The organism is Chryseobacterium sp. CY350, assembly GCF_027945075.1.
Taxonomy (GTDB): domain Bacteria; phylum Bacteroidota; class Bacteroidia; order Flavobacteriales; family Weeksellaceae; genus Chryseobacterium.
Window position 1 is genome coordinate 1,152,632 of sequence record NZ_CP116034.1, and the last position, 20,797, is coordinate 1,173,428.

22 protein-coding genes are annotated in these 20,797 nt (G+C 34.8%); 10 read left to right on the forward strand and 12 right to left on the reverse strand.

All coding sequences use genetic code 11. From position 1 onward, the window contains the following. Positions 1-25 precede the first annotated feature (25 nt). A complete protein-coding gene (locus PGH12_RS05255) occupies positions 26-520 on the reverse strand; it encodes an RNA polymerase sigma factor (RefSeq protein ID WP_267597046.1) in 495 nt (164 codons plus the stop codon). A 319-nt stretch (positions 521-839) separates the two neighbouring features. Between PGH12_RS05255 and PGH12_RS05260 the strand changes: the two genes are divergently transcribed. After that, entirely contained in the window at positions 840-1,667 is an 828-nt protein-coding gene (locus tag PGH12_RS05260; RefSeq protein WP_267597048.1) for an alpha/beta fold hydrolase, read from the forward strand. Positions 1,668-1,724: 57 nt separating this feature from the next. Here PGH12_RS05260 and PGH12_RS05265 read toward each other — a convergent pair whose 3' ends face one another. Next, positions 1,725-2,429 carry a DUF6261 family protein gene (locus PGH12_RS05265; protein ID WP_267597049.1) on the reverse strand — a complete coding sequence of 235 codons (705 nt, stop codon included), beginning with the start codon at positions 2,427-2,429 and terminating at the stop codon, positions 1,725-1,727. A gap of 659 nt (positions 2,430-3,088) precedes the next feature. On the opposite strand from PGH12_RS05265, the gene PGH12_RS05270 reads away from it, so the two are divergent. Next, positions 3,089-3,589 carry a hypothetical protein gene (locus PGH12_RS05270; RefSeq protein ID WP_267597052.1) on the forward strand — a complete coding sequence of 167 codons (501 nt, stop codon included), beginning with the start codon at positions 3,089-3,091 and terminating at the stop codon, positions 3,587-3,589. A gap of 55 nt (positions 3,590-3,644) precedes the next feature. Here PGH12_RS05270 and PGH12_RS05275 read toward each other — a convergent pair whose 3' ends face one another. The 4 genes from PGH12_RS05275 to PGH12_RS05290 all read right to left on the reverse strand — a co-directional run bounded on the left by PGH12_RS05275 (position 3,645) and on the right by PGH12_RS05290 (position 7,072). Then, positions 3,645-5,273 (reverse strand): NADP-dependent glyceraldehyde-3-phosphate dehydrogenase, encoded by a 1,629-nt coding sequence (locus PGH12_RS05275; RefSeq protein ID WP_267597054.1) that lies wholly within the window; start codon positions 5,271-5,273, stop codon positions 3,645-3,647. A 167-nt stretch (positions 5,274-5,440) separates the two neighbouring features. After that, on the reverse strand, positions 5,441-5,746 hold the full coding sequence (locus PGH12_RS05280) for a type II toxin-antitoxin system RelE/ParE family toxin (RefSeq protein WP_267597056.1): 306 nt from the start codon (positions 5,744-5,746) through the stop codon (positions 5,441-5,443). After that, entirely contained in the window at positions 5,730-6,068 is a 339-nt protein-coding gene (locus PGH12_RS05285) for a hypothetical protein (RefSeq protein WP_267597058.1), read from the reverse strand. Before PGH12_RS05285 ends, PGH12_RS05280 begins: the two co-directional genes overlap by 17 nt. Positions 6,069-6,313: 245 nt before the next feature. After that, positions 6,314-7,072: a Rossmann-fold NAD(P)-binding domain-containing protein gene (locus PGH12_RS05290; RefSeq protein WP_267597059.1), complete on the reverse strand. Its 759-nt coding sequence runs from the start codon at positions 7,070-7,072 to the stop codon at positions 6,314-6,316. Between the two features lie 750 nt (positions 7,073-7,822). Between PGH12_RS05290 and PGH12_RS05295 the strand changes: the two genes are divergently transcribed. Beyond that, positions 7,823-8,467 carry an SHOCT domain-containing protein gene (locus tag PGH12_RS05295; RefSeq protein ID WP_267597061.1) on the forward strand — a complete coding sequence of 215 codons (645 nt, stop codon included), beginning with the start codon at positions 7,823-7,825 and terminating at the stop codon, positions 8,465-8,467. 44 nt (positions 8,468-8,511) lie between these two features. Beyond that, positions 8,512-9,354, forward strand: coding sequence for a DUF4238 domain-containing protein (locus PGH12_RS05300; protein WP_267597063.1), 843 nt, complete (start codon positions 8,512-8,514; stop codon positions 9,352-9,354). A 205-nt stretch (positions 9,355-9,559) separates the two neighbouring features. Here the strand turns inward: PGH12_RS05300 and hutU are convergent, their stop codons facing one another. The 6 genes from hutU to PGH12_RS05330 form a co-directional block, all read right to left on the reverse strand. Further along, a complete protein-coding gene (hutU, locus tag PGH12_RS05305) occupies positions 9,560-11,545 on the reverse strand; it encodes a urocanate hydratase (protein WP_267597065.1) in 1,986 nt (661 codons plus the stop codon). Positions 11,546-11,917: 372 nt separating this feature from the next. Beyond that, positions 11,918-12,217, reverse strand: coding sequence for a hypothetical protein (locus PGH12_RS05310; protein WP_267597066.1), 300 nt, complete (start codon positions 12,215-12,217; stop codon positions 11,918-11,920). A 57-nt stretch (positions 12,218-12,274) separates the two neighbouring features. Next, positions 12,275-13,246, reverse strand: a complete 972-nt coding sequence (locus PGH12_RS05315) for a 2-hydroxyacid dehydrogenase (protein WP_267597068.1) — start codon at positions 13,244-13,246, stop codon at positions 12,275-12,277. Positions 13,247-13,404: 158 nt separating this feature from the next. Beyond that, positions 13,405-13,674, reverse strand: coding sequence for a prevent-host-death protein (locus PGH12_RS05320; protein ID WP_267597069.1), 270 nt, complete (start codon positions 13,672-13,674; stop codon positions 13,405-13,407). Positions 13,675-13,762: 88 nt separating this feature from the next. Beyond that, complete coding sequence (locus tag PGH12_RS05325; protein WP_267597070.1) at positions 13,763-14,155, reverse strand: DUF1801 domain-containing protein; 393 nt, start codon at positions 14,153-14,155, stop codon at positions 13,763-13,765. A gap of 147 nt (positions 14,156-14,302) precedes the next feature. Next, positions 14,303-14,953: a protein-L-isoaspartate(D-aspartate) O-methyltransferase gene (locus PGH12_RS05330; RefSeq protein ID WP_267597071.1), complete on the reverse strand. Its 651-nt coding sequence runs from the start codon at positions 14,951-14,953 to the stop codon at positions 14,303-14,305. A gap of 136 nt (positions 14,954-15,089) precedes the next feature. Here PGH12_RS05330 and PGH12_RS05335 point away from each other — a divergent pair, with 136 nt between their 5' ends. From PGH12_RS05335 to PGH12_RS05360, 6 genes are all read left to right on the forward strand, one after another. Continuing rightward, positions 15,090-16,052: a Gfo/Idh/MocA family protein gene (locus PGH12_RS05335; RefSeq protein WP_267597073.1), complete on the forward strand. Its 963-nt coding sequence runs from the start codon at positions 15,090-15,092 to the stop codon at positions 16,050-16,052. Further along, complete coding sequence (locus tag PGH12_RS05340; protein ID WP_267597074.1) at positions 16,052-16,531, forward strand: hypothetical protein; 480 nt, start codon at positions 16,052-16,054, stop codon at positions 16,529-16,531. The genes PGH12_RS05335 and PGH12_RS05340 overlap by 1 nt, the downstream gene beginning before the upstream one ends. A gap of 149 nt (positions 16,532-16,680) precedes the next feature. After that, positions 16,681-18,402, forward strand: a complete 1,722-nt coding sequence (locus PGH12_RS05345; RefSeq protein ID WP_267597076.1) for a cellulase family glycosylhydrolase — start codon at positions 16,681-16,683, stop codon at positions 18,400-18,402. 63 nt (positions 18,403-18,465) lie between these two features. After that, entirely contained in the window at positions 18,466-19,344 is an 879-nt protein-coding gene (bla-A, locus tag PGH12_RS05350; RefSeq protein ID WP_267597077.1) for a CGA/CIA family class A beta-lactamase, read from the forward strand. A 68-nt stretch (positions 19,345-19,412) separates the two neighbouring features. Further along, positions 19,413-19,847, forward strand: a complete 435-nt coding sequence (locus tag PGH12_RS05355) for a hypothetical protein (protein WP_267597078.1) — start codon at positions 19,413-19,415, stop codon at positions 19,845-19,847. Further along, complete coding sequence (locus tag PGH12_RS05360; RefSeq protein WP_267597699.1) at positions 19,847-20,737, forward strand: 3-hydroxybutyryl-CoA dehydrogenase; 891 nt, start codon at positions 19,847-19,849, stop codon at positions 20,735-20,737. Before PGH12_RS05355 ends, PGH12_RS05360 begins: the two co-directional genes overlap by 1 nt. The last annotated feature ends 60 nt before the right edge of the window (positions 20,738-20,797 follow it).

A 20,797-nucleotide genomic window follows, 5' to 3' on the forward strand; every position in this document is an offset into this window, starting at 1 on the left:
GTGATCCCGAATTATTCAACACATATTAATTATTATTCAAAATATCTTTCAGTTTATTTTTTGCGCGGTTCATTTTCACGCGTACGTTTCCTTCTGATATTCCCATCTGATCAGCGATTTCTTTACCCGAAAAATTTTCGAGATAATAAAATATAAATGCTTTATCAATAGGATTTAGCTGGTTGATCGCTTTGTACATTTCAGAAAGTTTCTCTTCCTTTTCGAGATCATATTCTTCCTGAATAATTTTGTAGTCGGTAAAATCTTCGTTGCCGATGAAGCTTCTTTTCTTTTCTGATTTTAAAAATACAATCGCAGTATTTAAAGCAATTCTGTAAAGCCACGTCGAAAATTCGCTTTCTCCGCGGAAACCTGCATACGCTTTCCAGACCTGATAGGTAATCTCCTGAAAAAGATCATCCCGATCGTCTTTGTGATCCATATACATTTTAGAAATCTTAAAAATGATTCCCTTGTGTTTTTCGATCTTATGTATAAATTCCTGTTCTTGTGAGGTCATGGCTTTCAACTCTATTGAGTTAGTTGTTGATTGAAATAAATGTTACAAATTTTTTTCAGAATTAAATTTAAATTTAAATCATTTATATCAAATTCATTAGTAACAATAGTAAAAGTCTTTGCCCGCACCCTTTTTTAAAATCTAATAAAATCAAAATTGAGTTTGTAAGGATTTAAAAAGAACGATTTAAATAAAAACCTTTTCATCAGCTTTGATAAAAAAACATTAAATCATCATGACCATGTACCACATCTATATTTCACACGTATGGTGGCGCAAAATTTGTGTTTGGATAACCACATCACAAAAAATATTAAATATGCCTTACGTCAAAAAACAAGACAACAAAAATTTTGAATTGTATTACGAAGATTTCGGTACAGGACAACCAATTATTTTAATTCACGGGTGGCCACTAAGCGGAAAATCATGGGAACTTCAGATTCCTGTTCTTTTAGAATTGGGTTACCGTGTTATCACTTACGACAGAAGAGGCTTCGGAAAGTCAGCACCAACGCTCGACGGGTATGATTACAATGTACTAGCTTCCGATCTTCATGAGATCATTTCACAATTAGAATTAAAAAATGTTATTCTTTTCGGATTCTCAATGGGTGGCGGCGAAGTCGTACGATATTTAACCAATTACGGAACTGAAAACGTAGATAAAATTGCACTTATTTCTTCAATTATTCCCATTGTAAAACAGAAAGAAGACAATCCTGACGGTGTTCCGGAAGCAGATTTAAACGACATTATGGATCATCTTAAAAAAGACAGAGTGACTTTCTTAGAAACTTTCCACAAAAACTTTTACAATTACGGTCTCCTTTCCCAAACAGTCAGCCAGGCACAACTGAATTACGACTGGAACATCGCATCTTGCGCCTCTCCTATCGCAACTATAAAATGTGCAGAAAGCTGGGCAAATACAGATTTCCGTCCGGAAATGCAGAATGTAACGGTGAAAACTTTGATTGTGCATGGTGACGATGACAAAATCGTTCCCATTGCGACTGCCGGAAAACAGGCAGCACAGGGAATTCCAGACAATGATTTCTTTGTCATTGAAGGTGCACCTCACGGCCTGAACGTGACACACACTGATAAACTAAATAATATCCTGGTGAATTTTTTAACTACTTAATAAATTCCTCTTTTAATAGAACTCGGGCTGCCTTTTGTTTAGGCAGCCCGAGTTTTTTTATGACTTTTCTGAAGGTGTTGAAAGCCTCGTGAGTGTTGAATTTTTCGCTGCCTTCACCAGCTCATTGAGATCTGCATAGAAAACTTCCCAGCCTGCAATATCTTTCAAAGCAGTGACGTAATTGAGGTAAGATTTTAAATTTTTCTCAAGTTCTTTTCTAATTCCGGATGCGCTTTTCATCAGTCTCAAATCGGCATTTGCACCGGCCTGCTCTGCAAAAAGAGATTCGAATGCATCGTGCTTCATTTTCATCTCCATGAGAGCAGTTCCTAAAGAAAGCGCAGCGATTTTCTCAATATTTTTGGGAAGTTCCAGATCTGCGATCAGTTTTTTCATCTGAGCAGTTTGAGAAGAATAACTGAGGCGGTCTAGATCTAGTCCGTAGTTTCTGAAAACCTGATAAAGATCTTCTGCCGACTGATAATTTACTGCCGATGGAAGTTTACGATAGCCGTTCAGAAAGGCTTTCAGGTTGCTGTAAGCCAAATCTCTTTCGCTGTCTGCTTCCGCCACATTTTTCCCTTTTCCGCTGTAGATCTGCTTTGCGTAGACGAGATCGTATTCTGTGTACGAAGTTTCCAGCACGCGCAAAAGCGGGTCATTGGTGATTACGGGATATTTCCCGGATTGGGAAGTTGAAATAATTCTTTGCACTAAGGTCGCCAAGTCTTTGGTCGTCAATTCTGTTAATGCGATTTTCATACGATCATTGTGTTTTTAATTAATATTTTACTTTTAATTCGCTTCTTCAAATATATAAAAAAGTTGTTTCGTTACAAACAGCTGTAAAACAAACCTCACGACTTCCTGTGAGATTACCCGCAATTTGCAGGAGACCTCCGGACCTCTCGGGAAGTCACAAACACTATTGTTTTAAACCAACCGAGGTGTCGCGAAGTCGCAAATAATAGTATTTGTAACCTCCGGAGGAGCTGTGGAGGTTGTAAATGGGGTTGTTTGGGATTTTTATTTTTTGGGATTACGGGAATTGTTGGAATTATATGCAGAGTTCAAAATAAATTCTTAGATAAGAAAAATTGGTTTAAATCATTTGGAAGAAAAATTTTCACTTGGGTATCCAAAGAAAAAGATCGAAATTTTTTAAATGATATGAAGTAATTAGTTAACCTTTGCTAGCTGTGTCAATGATTAATTAATGTAAAGAAAACTTATTGATTAAAAACATATTATAAGTATTTCTATTTCAAAACTATATATTATGCTCATTTTTTAAAAACGCAGCAATTAATAAGCACCAGCATTAATTATAGACAAATAAAACCTGCTTCGGTAGGTTTTTTCTTTCCATCATTTTTTGGAAATATGATTTTATTATATTTGATAAATATTTAAACAATTAAATGAAAGAAGAAAATATAGATAAGCTGAATTCTTTGTTTTCGAACTTACGGACAGAAGAACAGAAGCTGAAAGAGAGTCAGGAAAAGCAGAAAAGCGAAGAAGATTTATTTATCGAAGGTTTTAAAACATTGTGCAAAAACCTCATCGACCCGAAAATGCAGGAGTTTAAAAGAATGCTGAAACAAAATGGGTACGGATGCAAAATCACCATGAACGAGGAAAGTAAAAACGGCACAGGAATGAATTCCCAACCCAACATCAAACTACAAATTTCAAGAAATGTAGAATCTAATTTTTACACCAACAATAAGTTTCCTCACATCATGTTCACCGCAGATAAGTATTACAAAAAAATCGGCGTTCATCTCGATACCATTTTCCAGAACGGCACCGGAACAGCCGCAATGAAAGAGCAGACTTATTCGCTTGAAAATCTTGATGAAGAAAGTATAGAGAAAGAGATCGTAGATTCAATTGAAAAGATATTGATGAACAAATAATAAAAAAATAAACCTGCATCACAGCAGGTTTATTGTATTTATTAGATCTTTCTTTTTAAAACAGATAATCTGTACTTAAGAAATTAGAATCGTGATCTCTTACAATTGTATTCAGAAGATTTTTGTTGGATTCTGTAGATTTTGCAGCAACCAGCGATCTGATGGAGAAAGATCGAAGTGCATCAAAAACAGAAAGTGTACCTTCTGCAGAATCTTTTCTTCCTGTAAAAGGAAAAACATCCGGACCTCGCTGCGCCTGACAATTGATGTTGACACGGCTCACAAGATTCACAAAAGGATCAATCAGCTTTGAAACTTCCATGGCATCTTCACTGAAAATACTCACCTGCATACCGTGTGAGGCGTTAACCTGATAATCAATAGGCTCGTCAATAGATTCAAATGGAACCACAGGAATTATGGGACCAAACTGCTCCTCATGATACAGTTTCATTTCATTATTCACGGGATAAACCACCGCGGGAAAAACGAAAGATTCTTCTTTATAACCACCATTTTCATTAAGAACTTTTGCTCCTTTAGAAACAGCATCTTCAATACATTCTTTTAAATAAGACGGTTTATTAAGTTCAGGAAGCGGCGTAACTTTTACATCTTTTTCCCAAGGCAAACCTGGTTTCAGTTCGGAAACAGCTTTGGTTAATTTTGCTGTAAATTCTTCTGCAACATCTTTCTGAACGAATATCAGTTTCAATGCCGTACAACGCTGTCCGTTGAAAGAAAGTGCTCCGAGAATAATTTCGCTTACTGCGATATCCAGATTGGCATTTTTAGTAACAATGGCTGCATTCTTAGCATCCAAACTCAAGATCGCTCGTAGTCTGTTGACTTTCGGATGCAGTTTTTTTAGTCCATTTGCAACTTTACTTGACCCAATAAAAGCAAGAACGTTTACTTTTCCGCTTTCCATGATCGGGGTAATAATTTCTGAACCTTTACCGTATAAAGTATTTACCGTTCCTTTCGGGAAAGCTTCCTGAAAAGCTTTTAATAACGGATAATGTGCCAAAACACCATGCTTAGGAAGTTTAAAAATGATGGTATTTCCCATAATCAATGCCGGAATCAAGGTGGTAAAGATTTCGTTTAAAGGATAGTTGAAAGGTCCCATACTCAGCACTACACCAAGCGGTGCTCTTCTGATCTGTGCAATTGTACCTTCCGACTGCTGGAAACGCGATGATTCTCTGTCTAGATCCTTTAACGCATCGATAGTCTGGTTGATATAATCTACCGTTCTGTCAAATTCTTTTGTAGAATCCGGAAGGTTTTTCCCGATCTCCCACATGAGAAGTTTGATGATGAGATCACGCTCTTTAATCATCAGATAAACGAATTTCTGCATACATTTAATGCGACCTTCTACAGACATCGTCGGCCATTCTCCAAGACCATTATCGTAAGCTTTTACAGATGCTTCAAGAACTTCCATGGCTTCTTGCGGGCCGATATTGGGAATGCTTCCGAGCAGTTTTCTTTCCAGACCGTTTTCAGTTCGGATACAAACCGGAGAATAAATTTCGGTAACATCACCACTCCACTCGATCAGTTCGCCATTCAAAAGGTAAACTCTCTGGTGAATTTCCGAAACTTTGTACTCTTCGGGGATTTCGCTTTCACTTTTAAAAATCTCTTTAAATGACTGTGTATTTTCTGAACCCATAAATTTTTCTTTTTAATAATTTGAAATTTGAAAGAATAAATTTAGAGCTAAAGATTGACTTTCGGAATAGCCGCGTCATAGATTTGTTCTATCTAAAAGCTTTTTGAATTAAATTTAATATTACTTAACAAAATAAAAACTCAGCGGTTGCTGAGTTGATTGTTGATTTATTGTTTTAGAGAATCGTAATTATCTTCAGAATTTTGAAAGTTTTGGAGGATGCGGACAATAGTTATTTCACTGTCAATTACTCTATATACTATCGTATTATGTTTTGTCAAAAGAAACTTTCTAAAATCGGTATCAAAATATCTTTCGAAATTCACATTTGAATTTTCCAAAATTTCAATCGCATCAATGAGTTTCTGATAAAAATCATCTGCTACTTTTTCATTCCATTTATTACGCAAATATTCTTCAATTTCAATTAAATCTAATTTTGCCTCGGAAGAAATCTTAACCTTTCGCATCATTCAATGTTTTCAATCTTTCCCTGCGTTCGGCTACAAAGTTGTAGAAATCCGTAGTTTTTCCATTATCAATTTCTTCCTGAGCCTTTTTCAACGATTCCAGAATTTCTTCTTTGGTTTCATTTCTCCATTGTTTCGGTTCGATGGCTTTTGAAATTACTAAAAGTTCTTCCGGCGTGAATCTCTTTTCTTTTAATTTTTTAAAAAAAGTAGGTTTTTTAATTCCTGATTTCTCAATGATGTAAGACAATTTGAACGGAGAATTCTTTATAATCTCATCGATGTTATTTTGAATTTCGATAAATTTTTCTATTTCAGCTATCATATTTTTATATTCTTTGATATCACTTAGTGAGACAAATATAATAAAATTCTTATTTTAAATCAGATAAAATATTAACGCAAAGATTTAGTTCATCATTAACTGGAGAGAACAAATTTGATTCAACAAGCTGATTTGATGCAGCTACAAATGCCAGACTTCATGAAGGTATGCCTCAAACCTTTACACCATAAGTTTTTCGGTTTTTAAATTAAATCTTTAAGGTAAAATTTCCTGCATATAAAAATCTACAAATGAAAATACCTCGGGTCAGGATATTGAAATTCAAAATCCAATTCTCTAATCAATTTCTCAGGTGAAACAGTTCTTCCAACCGTCGTTCTCTCTCCCTCATACGGCAATCCCTTTTGAGCATTGATCACTTCTTCTTTGTTCGGATGCATCGGCGACACCACGTTATATATTTTAAATTCTGACTGATTGTGCAGCATTTTTTCGACAACCGAACAAATATCTGCGTAATGAATATGATTCACCAGCTGATCAAGATCTGAGATATTATAGTTCTTAAGAAGCCTGTCGTCACCCATCAATCCTGCTAACCTTAAAATATTAGTTTGTGGAAATTTCTCAAGAATAAATTTTTCACTCTCTACATTTTCGGCAGGCTGATCTTCTTCAGAAAATTCTTTTTCCTCCTGAGAATATACTCCGGTAGAACTTGCCAGAAACAACTGACCTTTATAATCTCCCAAAAAGTTGAGAAGATTTTGACGCTTATCATTCATCGGAACCTGTTTTCCTCTTAATCCCGAAAACGGAACACTGATAACAATCGCATCTAAATCTTTTGCAGCTTCCCACACTTTCATCTCCGGATCCAGCTCATTTGGGAAACTCACCAGCGTTGTTTGAAAGCCTTTAGATTCTAAATCTGCGACTTTCGAAACTGTCGTAGTTGTTGCAAATATTTCGTATTGGTTTGATAATCTTTCTGCGATATGGTTTCCCAGCCATCCGCAACCGATGATTCCTAGTTTTTTCATTTTTACTTACTATTTAGTCAGTGAGCGCATTATTTAAGAATTTCAAAAGTATCATTTTATTTCCACAAAGTCAGTTATCTCTCAGAGATCGCAGCATCTTATGCCAATTAGACGTAAGGATTTGGACTTAAATTATTTTCAAAATGACAAGCCTTACGGTTATCATTAAAAAAAAAGCATCTATCCTCAACAAACCTCGTCAGTTCGAGTAAATTCTATAAGAATTTGTATCGAGAACAGTGTCACAAAGAATTACCAACTGTTCTCGATCTTATTAATTATAAGAACTTTTCATCTGTTTGCGTTTTTAATTTATAAATATTAAATCAACTATAAAAAAATTTCTGTGGTAGCTAACAGTCTTATTTTAAACCACCGGAGTGCTCGGGAAGTCATAAACACTATTGTTTTAAACCAAAAAAGCTCTCGCGAGGTTTCCCGCAACTTGCAGGTGACTTCCTGAGCACTCGAGAAGTCACAATCACTATTATTTTAAACCAAAAAAGCTCTCGGGAGGTTTCCCTCAAATTGCAGGTGCCTTCCTGAGCCCTCGGGAAGTCACAAATACTATTGATTGTAACAAACGGAGGTGCTGGGAGGTTTGTTTTGAGGGTGATTAGGAGTTTATTCGGTTGCGGTGGTTTTAAATTAGTTTCTTTTCGAAATCTATTTAATTATTTTTTCTTGTTTTAAGGGAACACGTAATTTACAATGGTTTTGTTTAATTATATTTGAAGAAAAACAATAATAATGACAGAAAAAGAATTATCAGATATTGAAAAGCTTGCAGAACTAAAAGCTAAAGGAATAATTACTCAACAAGAATTTGATGTCAAAAAAAAGCAAATTTTAGATTCAATTAGCTTTTCAAACAATCAAAATAAAAAATTAGAAATTGAGAAAAACACTAAAGGCTGTCTTAAGTTTTTTTTAATACTTATATTAGTTTTTTTTATTTTAATAATTATTGCTGTTGTTTTCGGTGGAAATAGTAAAAATTCAAGCGTTAACTCAAATGCTGAGACTGCTCAATCCTCAGTATCATTAAATGAAATTGCTAAGCTTCAAAAAGAACTTGAAAATGATAAACTAACTAATGTTCAAAGGGAAGAAATTGAAATTGAAATTAAAAGTATTAAAACATTAGAGTTTGCAGAAAAAAATATTTCTGCTTGGGATCGTTCCAACCCCAAATTAGTTAGTGCCGTAAAAAAAACTATGAATAATCCGGATAGTTTTGAACATGTAGAAACTACTTTTGACTACAAAAAAGATAAGGTTATTGCTACCATGATTTATCGAGGTAATAATGCTCTTGGTTCAAAGGTTTTGGGGAAAGTTTTGGGAACTTTTGATTATGATGGTAAACTATTAAATATTGGAGCCAATAATTAATTTTTAAATTATACTTGACATAATAATTACAAACATAATTAACAGTGAATAATGCTCAGAATCACCACTATGTATCTCAAACTCATATTAAAAAATTTTTTAATTATGATGTACAAAAGATATTTATATACGACAAACGATATGAAGGTGTACGATATAAAAATGGCACAAAATACATCTTTAGCGAAGGCAACCTGAACACTATGTTATCAGGTAATGAGTTTGATTACAATACTATTGAAGAGATGTATAACAGATATTTTGAAAATGATTTCAATAAAAATTACCAAATCATAGAAAAATTTATCAATAATCAAATTTTAGACATAGACACTGAAGATGCTCTTCGATATTTTGCAAAGTATGGCGCCCTTGGAAACCACAGAACCCCAGAATACAAGAAAGAAATATCTGATATGTTTTATTTTGGACTAAAAGAAGGTTTGGGTGACAAAATCTTAGAGAATTATGAATTTCTAAAAGTTGCGCAGCCTTATGGAGATAAAAAATATTCTAATTCAGAAATCGATTTAGAAATACCAAATATTATACTAGACTTGATGGGAGATATTTTTTTTACAATATATGTTCCTGCTAGTATTTGCGATTTCTTTATATTATCGGATTATTGTTCATTAACATTACGAGAAAAAATAAATACTTATATAAATACAGATATTACAGAAATATCAACTATAAGTTTTCCTTTAAGTAGCAAAGTATTCTTAGAATTTTATTCCAGTAAAAGTATTCACAGTCCAACAAAATCAGAAATAAAATTCTTAAACACTGAACAAGTTGAATTGATAAATAAACAAACCCTTTCTTTAGCATACAAAACTGTTGTTTGTTCTGATGAAAATTATTTGAAAAATTTAACATCTTGAATATTATTATGACAACAATTGAAATTCAGATAGAGGAAAAAACAGAATACTAAAAGAACTCGAAAAAACGCAAGAAAAGCTTTTAGAATTTAAGAAAAACAAAAAAAGGGGATTGGTGGTTTTACGTGATAATAAAATCGTAAAATCAAACCATAATAAAAATAAAAACCTGCCTCACAGCAGGTTTTTCCATATCTAAAAAATTTTAAAACAAACTCTCATCCACAAAATTCGGCAACGTCACCTTCAAATTCGGTTCAGCTTCCATTGCTCTTTTAATCGCGAAAACAGCACCTTCATTTCTTGCCCAGCTTCTTCGGGAAATTCCGTTGTTCACGTCCCAGAAAAGCATAGATTTTAATCTTCTGTCGGCATCATCGCTTCCATCCAGCAACATCCCGAAACCTCCGTTGATGACTTCTCCCCAACCAACGCCACCACCATTGTGAATACTCACCCAGGTCGCCCCACGGAAACTGTCGCCAATCACATTGTGAATCGCCATATCTGCCGTAAATCTCGAGCCGTCATAAATGTTGGAAGTCTCTCTGTACGGTGAATCTGTCCCCGAAACATCGTGATGGTCTCTTCCCAAAACCACCGCTCCGATTTCTCCGTTGGCAATGGCTTTGTTGAAAGCTTCAGCGATTTTCATTCTTCCTTCGGCATCGGCGTACAGAATTCTCGCCTGCGAACCAACGACCAGATTGTTTTCCTGAGCACCTTTAATCCACGTTATATTGTCTTTCATCTGTTGCTGGATTTCTTCCGGCGATGTTTTAATCATTTCCTCTAAAACGGCACACGCAATATCATCCGTTTTCTGCAAATCTTCAGGTTTTCCGCTGGTACAAACCCAACGGAACGGCCCGAAACCATAATCAAAACACATCGGTCCCATAATATCCTGAACATAAGATGGGTATTTAAACTCCCTTCCAATCGTAGGATTTTCGGACATTACATCAGCTCCGGCTCTGGAAGCTTCGAGTAAAAAGGCATTTCCGTAATCGAAGAAATAGGTTCCTTTTGCGGTATGTTTATTAATCGCGGAAGCGTGTGTTCTCAAAGTTTCCTGAACTTTTTCTTTGAATAATTGAGGGTTTTCTGCCATCATCGTATTGGATTCCTCGAAAGTTTGCCCGACCGGATAATAACCGCCCGCCCAAGGATTGTGAAGCGAAGTCTGGTCTGAACCGATATCGATTCTTAAATTTTCTTCATCAAATTTTTCCCAGATATCAACGATGTTTCCAAGGTAAGCCAAAGAAACCGTTTCCTGATTTTCCTGAGCTTTTCTTACTCTTGCTACCAGTTCATCCAGATTTTCGTGGATTTCATTCACCCATTTCTGTTCGTGACGGATTTTGGTAATCTTTGGATTCACTTCGGCAATCACCGTAATACAACCTGCGATATTTCCGGCTTTTGGCTGCGCTCCGGACATTCCGCCTAAGCCTGAAGTGACGAATAATCCGCCTTTTGGCTCTTTATTTATTTTTCTGAAAGCATTCAAAACGGTAATCGTTGTTCCGTGTACAATTCCCTGCGGGCCGATGTACATATAACTTCCCGCGGTCATTTGCCCGTACTGCGAAACGCCCAGCGCATTGAATTTTTCCCAGTCATCCGGCTTAGAGTAATTTGGAATCATCATTCCGTTGGTCACAACAACTCTCGGCGCATCTTTATGCGAAGGAAACAATCCCATCGGATGACCGGAATACATCGTCAAAGTTTGTTCATCGGTCATTTCCGATAGATATTTCATTGTCAGAAGATACTGCGCCCAATTGCTGAACACCGCACCATTTCCACCGTAAGTAATCAGTTCATGCGGATGTTGCGCCACTGCATAATCTAGATTGTTCTGAATCATCAGCATTATGGCTTTTGCCTGCTCAGATTTCCCCGGATATTCGGCAATATCTCTTGCTTTCATCTCGTAATCCGGACGGAAGCGGTACATGTAAATTCTGCCGTATTTTTCCAGTTCTTCCCTGAATTCCGGCAACAATTCTGCATGAAATTTTGGTTCGAAATAACGCAAAGCGTTTTTCAAGGCTAATATTTTCTCTTCGTCCGTTAAAATTTCTTTACGTTTCGGAGCGTGGTTGATTTGAGTCTCGTATGGTTTTGGCTGAGGTAATTCGGTGGGAATTCCTTGCTGGATTTGTTCTTGGAAAGTCATAAGTAAGTTTCGATTTTCAAAGTTTTAAAGATATTCAAATTAGAAAATTCCTGCAACTAATGAGTGAAAATATACAATGTACTACAATTCCCCTCCTCTGGATGGGTGGATAAATTTATTAGAAAATTTAGACGGGGTGGTTTGAGAATACAGAATATTAAAATCTTGACGCTTGATTCCGCTTTTAAACCACCCCGTCAAAAATTCTTCGAATTTTCGCCACCCCTCCAAAGGAGGGGAATTTTACCCCGTTTGAAAATTTGTGAAAAGAATGAGAAGCTACCTGAGAAGCAGATTTGATTAACTTTTAAACACAACAACACCTCACTGAAAATCAATGAGGTGTTGTTGTTTAAGTATTTCAAGCCTTTATTAACTTACGATATCTTCGTTTTCTTCTTCGTGATCATCTTCATTGTCACTAAGGCTGTAAAAATCGTTTTCTTCATCGGGAAGCTGATCTGTGATCTGCTCAAAATTGTCGTCATCTTCCGCACCGGGAATGTCTAATCCGTATGGCATTCCGTCATTTACATGATCCGGATTTGTGATTGGGTTTCCGTCTCCGTCCAAAGGGATGTGTTCTTCTCTATTGAAAATATCTTCACCCGGATTGTAATCCATTTCTTCTAACTTTCTGTCTTGTTCGTTGGTATTGTCTTCTGATATCATAATAATTGTATTTAATGTTAATCGATACAAGACAAAAATGATTCCAAGATTTTAATTTTACTTATAAACTTCAGGATTTGCGCAGTGCGGCATTTTCTCGCCTTTTGAAAACGCGATAATATTTTCAGCGGCCACTTTTGCCATCCCGTTTCTGGCTTCGATCGTCGCCGAACCGATATGTGGCAAAACGCAGACATTAGAAAGTTTTAAAATAGGATCATCATACATCATCGGTTCTGGATTGGTAACATCAAGACCTGCTCCCCAAATTTCTTTGTCAACGAGTGCATTATACAGATGTTTCTGATTGTGAAAACCACCTCTCGCTGTGTTGATAAAGATAGAATTTGATTTCATTTTTTTGAAAACCGACTCATCAAATATTTCAGAATGTTCCTCAGTGAAATTAGCATGAACACTCAGAACATCAGACTGATTTACCAATTCGTCGAAAGACACATATTTTGCGCCGAGTTTTTTTTCTGCTTCTTCATTATGGCTTCTGTTGTGATAAATAATATTCATATCAAAAGCTTTTTTACACTTTTCAGCCATTTCAAAACCTATTCGTCCCAATCCGAAAACACCCAGTGTTTTCCCGTATAATTCCTGTCCCAAAGCATGGAGCGGATCAAAATCTCCCCAAAGATCAGACTTTACCTGTTCAAAATAATAGCTAGCTCTTCTTGCAACCGACTGCATTAATAAAAATGCAATATCTGATGTTGCTCTGCTTAAAACGTCCGGTGTATTTCCAATCGGGATTTTTCGCTGATTTGCCTGCTCAATGTCTACCGAATCAAAACCGACGGAAAATAAAGCAATCGCTTTTACATTCGGAAATTGCTCAAAAAACCCCTCATCATATTTATTTTGTCCGACATTCAAAATCACATCCGAATCTTTACAATACGTCAGCCATTCATCGTGTGAGAGATCTGCATTTTTAGGAAGTACAACTTCCAGTCCCGCTTCTTCGAGCATTTGGATCCCAATTTCCGGAATTCTTTTGTTGATGAATACTTTCATTTTATCTATTTATTTGATTTTTAACACTAAATTTTAGAGCAAAGTCAGCAAATATTTTTTAACTATTTCAAATGACTGACAAGCAAAATTTGATTACATTTTATTCAATAAAAAAACCTCACTCCTGTTAAAAGTGAGGTTCATTATACTGTTTAAGATTATTTTTCTTCTTCAGAAGCTGATTGATTTTGATTTTTTTCCCAGGCGTCAGAAGCCATTTCTTGAGTTTCTCCCCAAACTTCATGAGCCGATTTTTGAGCATGAGACAAAAACCCTTGTTTTGTAGCTTCCTGATTCTGACTTCTCATCTCATTGACGTAATCTTTTGCCTGCTGAGAAAAGCTTTCTACACTATAACCCGGATTATTGTCCAGATTTTTTTCGATATTACTGAAATCCTGAGACGGTTTGAATCTGTTGGTATCCATAATAATAAAATTTGGTGATTAAGTTTAAAAATGAATTCAATTTTTATTCCGAAATCGCTTAGATTATTATTTTAGAAGCCTTAGAAAATTATTTTAATCTGATTAATTCCCCTTTTCTTTTCACAATATTTTTATAGTCCCACTGAATTTCTTTGGATTTTTCGAGCCATCTTTTTAAATCATCTTCGTCAATTTCATTTTTATCATTATAAAATATAGAAGCATCCTGAAACTTTCTACCTTCAACATTTAATTTCACTTCATTAAAAGATTTTCCGCTCCAAAACATCAGCCGAAGTCCCTTTTTCTCTTTGCTGTATCCTACAATCGGATTTCCATCAAGAAACCAAACGGGATGACTGTGCCATATTTTATTTTCTGAACTGTTTAAATTTTCATCAATCAATTCAGATAATTTCGAGCAGATTTCCTGATCAGATTCATTTTGAGAGCTGTTATAATTTTGGATTTCGGGATTCATGTTTTTTACTAATTTATTAATTAATTCGCGATTTTTTATTCAATATTAATTTAAGTTTATTTAAATTAAAGTATAAAATTTTGCTTAGATTTCTAAGAAATAAAAAAAAGGATTTTAAATTTAAATTGAAAAGAAAATTAATAAAAATTACTGATTCGTATTATTCAACATTGGAACAAATTTATAAGCTCCGAATTCTTCTTTTTCAAATTCTGTCGGCGAAGTTTTGGTAAATCTATACAAAACCTGCTCGTCTGTCTGACCTAATGGAATCACCATTTTGCCACCAACTTTTAATTGTTTTAATAATTCGGTAGGTAAAATTGTGGCTCCGCAAGTCACGATAATTTTATCAAAAGGCGCAAAAGTAGGAAGTCCGGCGAAACCGTCTCCAAAACTTTGAAATTTAGGATGAAGATTTAGTTCTCTAAATTTTTTCTTAGAAAAATCGAACAAATCTTTCTGTCTTTCAACTGTATAAACCAAACCTTTCATCGCCAATAAAACTGCAGTTTGGTAACCGCAGCCTGTTCCTATTTCAAGAACTTTTTCTCCAGCTTTTAATTGTAATAATTCTGACTGTTCGGCAACCGTTGAAGGATGAGAAATTGTTTGATGAGACAAAATCGGGAAAGCACGGTCTTCGTAGGCAAAATCCTCAAAAATACTTTCTATAAAGAGATGTCGCGGAACTTCATTCATCGCCGCAAGTACATTTTCGTCGGAGATCCCGATTCTCTGACGGAGATATTCAACCAAAATTTTTCTTTTTCCTTTGTGTGCGAAAGAATCCTGCATCATTATTCAGTAATTATTAAGTAATTGTTTATTGAGTGTTGACAAAAATAGCAAAACAATCAGTATTTGTCAACCTAAAAGCGATCATCTCTTTCTTAATACCTAAAATTGCTATATTTACAAAAATAAAAAAGCTATGTTGAAAGCAGGTTTGGTAGGCGCCGGACATTTGGGAAAAATACATTTGAGACTTCTAAATCAATCAGATAAATATGATTTTGTTGGTTTTCATGACAAAGATGCAGAAAACGGTAAAAAATTAGAAGCTGAATTTGGTTATAAATATTTTGAAAATCTTGATGAATTATTAGATCAGATTGATATGTTGGATATTGTAACTCCAACTCTTTATCATTATGATTACGCATTGAAAGCAATTAATAAAGGTCTTCATTTTTTCATTGAAAAACCGGTTACCCAAACTTTAGAACAGGCTGAAGAAATTCTCTATAAATGTCGCGAGCACGGCATCAAAGCGCAGGTTGGGCATGTTGAAAGGTACAATCCGGCCTTTATCGGAGCGAAAGATTATATTCAGAATCCGATGTTTATCGAAATTCACCGTTTGGCGGAATTTAATCCGCGCGGGACGGACGTTTCTGTTGTTTTGGATTTAATGATTCACGATCTTGATATTTTATTGAGTGTCGTAAAATCTAAAGTAAAAAACATTCACGCAAGCGGAGTTTGTGTGGTAAGTAAAACTCCTGATATCGCAAACGCTAGAGTCGAATTTGAAAACGGATGCGTTGCCAATTTGACGACCTCAAGAATCTCAATGAAAGCAATGAGAAAAAGCAGATTTTTCCAGAAAGATGCGTACGTTTCTGTTGACTTTTTAGAGAAAAAAGCAGAAGTGATCCGAATGAAGGACGCTCCTGAAAACCCTACTCCATTTGATATGATTATTGAAAATGCGGAAGGCGAAAAAAATCAGATTTTATTTGAATATCCAAACATTCAGCCTAATAATGCTATTCTGGATGAACTGGAAAGTTTTGCAAATGCAATTTTAGAAGACAAAAATGTGGAAGTTTCTCTGGAAGACGGAACGGAAGCGTTGAAAGTTGCTTTGGAAATTATGAAGTTGATTTCTTAATGAATAATATTAAAAAATACTTTTTGCCTGTATTGATTTTATATTTGGCACTAATGTGTCTATATGTCAGTTATTTATTTATAATTGATGATTATAATATTATGAAAAGCATTTATCAGCCTTATAAAACATTCATACAGTTATCACCTTTTAACAATTGGAATATTTTTATAACAATTTTAAAAGGAATTTTTGGTGTGGCAGGCTTTATAAAATATATGATCAATCGTAAATTAATCAACTACTTTAATACATTGTTCTTAGTAATGACTGTATTTGAAATTGTTTTCCAATTATGTAATCAAATTGTCCAATTTAAAAATTTATCAATTTATGTTGATTTGGTTAGCACTATTTTTACAGCTATTTTATTTTTAGTAATCGGATTCTATTACTTTAAAAATGCAAAAATTAAAGAAGTTATTCCACAAATACTCTTAGGCATTTCATTAACGGTCATTTCTTATCATTTACATTAACTTATTATAAAACTACATAAGTGACCTCAAAAGTTTACTTTTTTGATTTTAATAAATAATAAAATCCTATATTCCTTTCAACAAATTTTAAATATATTTGTTAATATCAAAATACTAAAAATTCCCCCTAATATTCAAAATCAAACCCTATGAAAAGAACCATTCTATTATCCGCCCTTTTATTGTCTCAATTTGGGACATCACAATTATTAAAGACTGACGGAAAAAAAATCGTCAATGACAAAGGTGAAAATATTCAATTGAGAGGTCTCGGTTTGGGAGGCTGGATGTTGCAGGAAGGTTATATGCTGAAAACTGCTGATTTCGCAGGTCCACAATTTAAAATTAAAGAAAAAATTGCAGAACTAATCGGTGAAGAGGGAATGAATGAATTCTATAAGGCTTATCTAAAAAACGGAATCACAAAACAGGATATTGATTTTTTAGCAAAATCAGGATTCAATTCCATAAGACTTCCGATGCATTATAATCTGTACACTTTACCAATTGAAAAAGAATCTGTAAAAGGGCAAAACACCTGGCTGGAAGAAGGTTTTAAAATGACCGATGATTTGCTGAAATGGTGCAAAGAAAACAAAATCTATTTGATTCTTGATCTTCACGCAGCTCCGGGAGGACAAGGAAATGATGCCAATATTTCTGACAATGATAAATCTAAACCTTCACTTTGGGAAAGCGAGGCAAATCAGAAAAAAACCATTTCACTTTGGAAAAAATTAGCTGAAAGATATAAAAATGAAGCATGGATTGGAGGATACGATCTGATCAATGAACCCAACATTAATTTCACAGGAAAAAACCCGAACGGAACCGACGAAATGTCAAACGCTCCGCTTTGGAAATTACAGAAGGAAATCACAGAAGCCATTCGCCAAGTCGATAAGAAGCACATAATTTTCCTGGAAGGCAACGGTTGGGGAAATAATTATAGTGGATTGATTCCTATCTGGGACAACAACATGGCTTTCAGTTTTCATAAATATTGGAATTACAATAATAAGGAAACCATACAATTTGCTTTGGATCTGAGAGAAAAACATAACATGCCGATTTGGCTGGGCGAAACCGGAGAAAACTCAAACGTTTGGTTTACAGAGCTGATTCAGCTTTTAGACAAACACAATATTGGCTATGCTTTTTGGCCAATGAAAAAAATCGATAATATCGCCGGAGTTACCAATGTAAAAATCACTCCTGAATATGAAAAACTTTTGAATTACTGGAAAAACGGAGGCGAAAAACCATCCAAAGAGTTTGCAACGAAAGCCTTAATGAAAATTGCCGACAATTATAAATTTTCAAATGTTGAGATCAAAAACGATGTGATCGATGCGATGTTCAGACAGACAAAAGATGATTCTACAAAACCATTTAAAAATCATAAAATTCCAGGGAAAATAATGGCCAAAGACTATGATTTAGGAAAAATTGGCGCAGCATATGAAGACAAAGATTTCATTAATCTCTGGGTAAGTGACGCTTCAAAAAGGTCAGAATGGAATTCCGGAAATCAATTGCGAAACGACGGTGTAGATATTTATCAATCAAAGGACAATCAATATTATGTGGGAAAAACTGAATCAGGAGAATGGTTGCAATACACCATCAGTTCTAACGCAGGTAAAGCTTATAATTTTGATGTACAATATTCAAGCGAAAATGAGGCAAAAATAAGAATTGAAGATGCTTCAGGAAAGCTGCTGAAAAACATTTCATTAAATTCTACAGGAGGAAAAGAAAATTGGAAAACTGTTTCTACTAAAGGAATCAATCTTCAAAAAGGAGAAAATAAAATCCGAATTTACTTTGAAAATAACGGAGTCAATTTAAATTATTTTGAATTGAAATAAGAAATTATCTTAAATTGCAAATCCCTTTTAAAATCTAAAAGGGATTTTTTTAAACCAAATATTATGAAAAAAACCGGACTATTATTTCTTCTATTTTCGGCATTTACTTTTGCCCAACAATCAGCTTTAGAAAATAAAATTGATTTAATTACAAAAGACAAAAAAGCAACGGTAGGAATTTCGGTGCTCGGAATTGATAGCGGATTTAAGTACAATAAAAATTCTGACAAAAAACTGCCGATGCAGAGTGTTTTCAAGTTTCATATTGCTGCTGCAGTTCTTGATTTTGTCGAAAAAGGTAAACTCTCGCTTGATCAGAAAATAGTTTTAAATAATCTGAATCTGCATAAAAATACATGGTCGCCCCTACGCGATAAATACCCAAACGGAAACGCTGGAGTTCCTCTAAGCGAAATTCTTGAATTTACAGTTGCTAAGAGCGACAATAATGGTTGCGACATTATGCTGAAACTTTTAGGAGGCACAAAAACTGTTCAGAAATTTATGGATTCTAAAGGCATAAAAGATTTTCAGATAAAATATAATGAAGCGGAAATGCACAAAAACTGGAACGTGCAATATGAAAATTACAGTACCACAAAGTCTGCTGTTGATGTCTTGAAGAAATTTTATGACGGAAAACTACTTTCAAAAAAATCAACTGATTATCTTATGAAAGTGATGCTTTCAACATCAACCGGATTGAATAAATTGGTAGAACAACTTCCAAAAAAGACTCCTGTTGCCAGAAAAACGGGATCTTCAGGAAAGAACGATGCAGGACTGACGGGTGCTGAAAATGAAATCGCAATTGTTACTTTACCCAACGGGAAACATTATGCAATTGCCGTATTTGTAAGCAATTCCACAGAATCTGATGTGATAAACTGTAAGATGGTTTCAGATATTTCAAAGTCTGTTTGGGATCATTTTAATAAGTAAATTTTAAAGCTTATTTTTAGGCGTGAAAATTGCCATTGACGTTTGTAATGGTAATTTAAACTTAAAATATGAAAAATTTAATCCTAACATTTTCGATAATTTGCAGCACTTTTGTTTTTGCGCAGAAAAATCAGAATTATGTAGAAGTCAGTTATGCAAGTATTTGCTGTGGCACTCCGTCAACAAATCCAGTAATGGGATACATTAGCGATTTTCAGAAAAAAAATAAAACGAAAACTTTCGAAATCCTTCGACAATCGGGATTAGGAAGAGAGGGAGAATTTAATCTGTATATCAGTACCGATCATTTATCAAAAAGTAAGAAAAACAGCTTTTTGAAAGGCCTTCAATCTGCAATTTCTTCACAAAATACCAGAAGAAATCAAAACAGTGACGGAATTGTGAATTTCGAAAAATCTAAAATAGTCACGAAGGCAGATTTAGCAAAAATTGAAAACTTAATTATATATAAAAATAATTTAAAACTAAATAAGGAAAAATGATCAAAAACATTGTAGTTATCGGGGCCGGAACCATGGGAAATGGTATTGCACATACTTTCGCACAGAGCGGTTTTAGTGTAAATTTAGTAGATGTATCTCAGGACGCTTTAGACAAAGGCATCAAAACCATCACCACCAACCTTGACAGAATAATTGCAAAGGGAAACCTTACGGAAGACCAAAAATCTGAAACTTTAGGGAATATTAAAACTTTTACAGCACTGAAAGATGCAGTTACCAATGCTGATCTGGTTGTGGAAGCTGCAACTGAAAATCAGGATCTTAAACTGAAAATCTTTGCACAAATGGATGAGTTTGCTCCTGAAAACTGTATTTTATCTACCAATACGTCCTCAATTTCTGTTACAAAAATTGCAGCAGCCACGAAGAGAGCAGATAAAGTAATCGGAATGCACTTTATGAATCCTGTTCCGATCATGAAATTGGTGGAGATCATTAAAGGCTATTCTACTTCTAAAGAAACCTTTGACTCGATCTACGAAATGAGCAAAACTCTTGGAAAAGTTCCTGTAGAAGTGAATGATTATCCCGGCTTCGTTGCCAATAGAATTCTGATGCCGATGATCAATGAATCTATTGAAACTTTATACAACGGAGTTGCAGGAGTAGAAGAAATCGACACCGTAATGAAGTTGGGAATGGCTCATCCGATGGGACCGCTACAATTGGCAGATTTTATCGGTCTAGACGTCTGTTTAGCGATCTTAAATGTAATGTATGACGGTTTTAAAAATCCTAAATACGCGCCCAATCCATTGTTAGTGAATATGGTGATGGCAGGAAAACTCGGAGTGAAATCCGGCGAAGGTTTTTACGATTATTCGGAAAGCAAAAAAGCAGAAAAAGTAGCTAAAATGTTTTCTAAATAGTTTTCTGAAGTCAGGTCAGCGCTTTTGAAAATTATAAGTTATAAATTTGGCGTCACTGCA

Coding starts and splice junctions, on each gene's coding strand:
- PGH12_RS05255 (WP_267597046.1), bottom strand. CDS start 520: ATGACCTCACAAGAACAGGAATTTATACATAAGATCGAAAAACACAAG.
- PGH12_RS05260 (WP_267597048.1), top strand. CDS start 840: ATGCCTTACGTCAAAAAACAAGACAACAAAAATTTTGAATTGTATTAC.
- PGH12_RS05265 (WP_267597049.1), bottom strand. CDS start 2,429: ATGAAAATCGCATTAACAGAATTGACGACCAAAGACTTGGCGACCTTA.
- PGH12_RS05270 (WP_267597052.1), top strand. CDS start 3,089: ATGAAAGAAGAAAATATAGATAAGCTGAATTCTTTGTTTTCGAACTTA.
- PGH12_RS05275 (WP_267597054.1), bottom strand. CDS start 5,273: ATGGGTTCAGAAAATACACAGTCATTTAAAGAGATTTTTAAAAGTGAA.
- PGH12_RS05280 (WP_267597056.1), bottom strand. CDS start 5,746: ATGATGCGAAAGGTTAAGATTTCTTCCGAGGCAAAATTAGATTTAATT.
- PGH12_RS05285 (WP_267597058.1), bottom strand. CDS start 6,068: ATGATAGCTGAAATAGAAAAATTTATCGAAATTCAAAATAACATCGAT.
- PGH12_RS05290 (WP_267597059.1), bottom strand. CDS start 7,072: ATGAAAAAACTAGGAATCATCGGTTGCGGATGGCTGGGAAACCATATC.
- PGH12_RS05295 (WP_267597061.1), top strand. CDS start 7,823: ATGACAGAAAAAGAATTATCAGATATTGAAAAGCTTGCAGAACTAAAA.
- hutU (WP_267597065.1), bottom strand. CDS start 11,545: ATGACTTTCCAAGAACAAATCCAGCAAGGAATTCCCACCGAATTACCT.
- PGH12_RS05310 (WP_267597066.1), bottom strand. CDS start 12,217: ATGATATCAGAAGACAATACCAACGAACAAGACAGAAAGTTAGAAGAA.
- PGH12_RS05315 (WP_267597068.1), bottom strand. CDS start 13,246: ATGAAAGTATTCATCAACAAAAGAATTCCGGAAATTGGGATCCAAATG.
- PGH12_RS05320 (WP_267597069.1), bottom strand. CDS start 13,674: ATGGATACCAACAGATTCAAACCGTCTCAGGATTTCAGTAATATCGAA.
- PGH12_RS05325 (WP_267597070.1), bottom strand. CDS start 14,155: ATGAATCCCGAAATCCAAAATTATAACAGCTCTCAAAATGAATCTGAT.
- PGH12_RS05330 (WP_267597071.1), bottom strand. CDS start 14,953: ATGCAGGATTCTTTCGCACACAAAGGAAAAAGAAAAATTTTGGTTGAA.
- PGH12_RS05335 (WP_267597073.1), top strand. CDS start 15,090: ATGTTGAAAGCAGGTTTGGTAGGCGCCGGACATTTGGGAAAAATACAT.
- PGH12_RS05340 (WP_267597074.1), top strand. CDS start 16,052: ATGAATAATATTAAAAAATACTTTTTGCCTGTATTGATTTTATATTTG.
- PGH12_RS05345 (WP_267597076.1), top strand. CDS start 16,681: ATGAAAAGAACCATTCTATTATCCGCCCTTTTATTGTCTCAATTTGGG.
- bla-A (WP_267597077.1), top strand. CDS start 18,466: ATGAAAAAAACCGGACTATTATTTCTTCTATTTTCGGCATTTACTTTT.
- PGH12_RS05355 (WP_267597078.1), top strand. CDS start 19,413: ATGAAAAATTTAATCCTAACATTTTCGATAATTTGCAGCACTTTTGTT.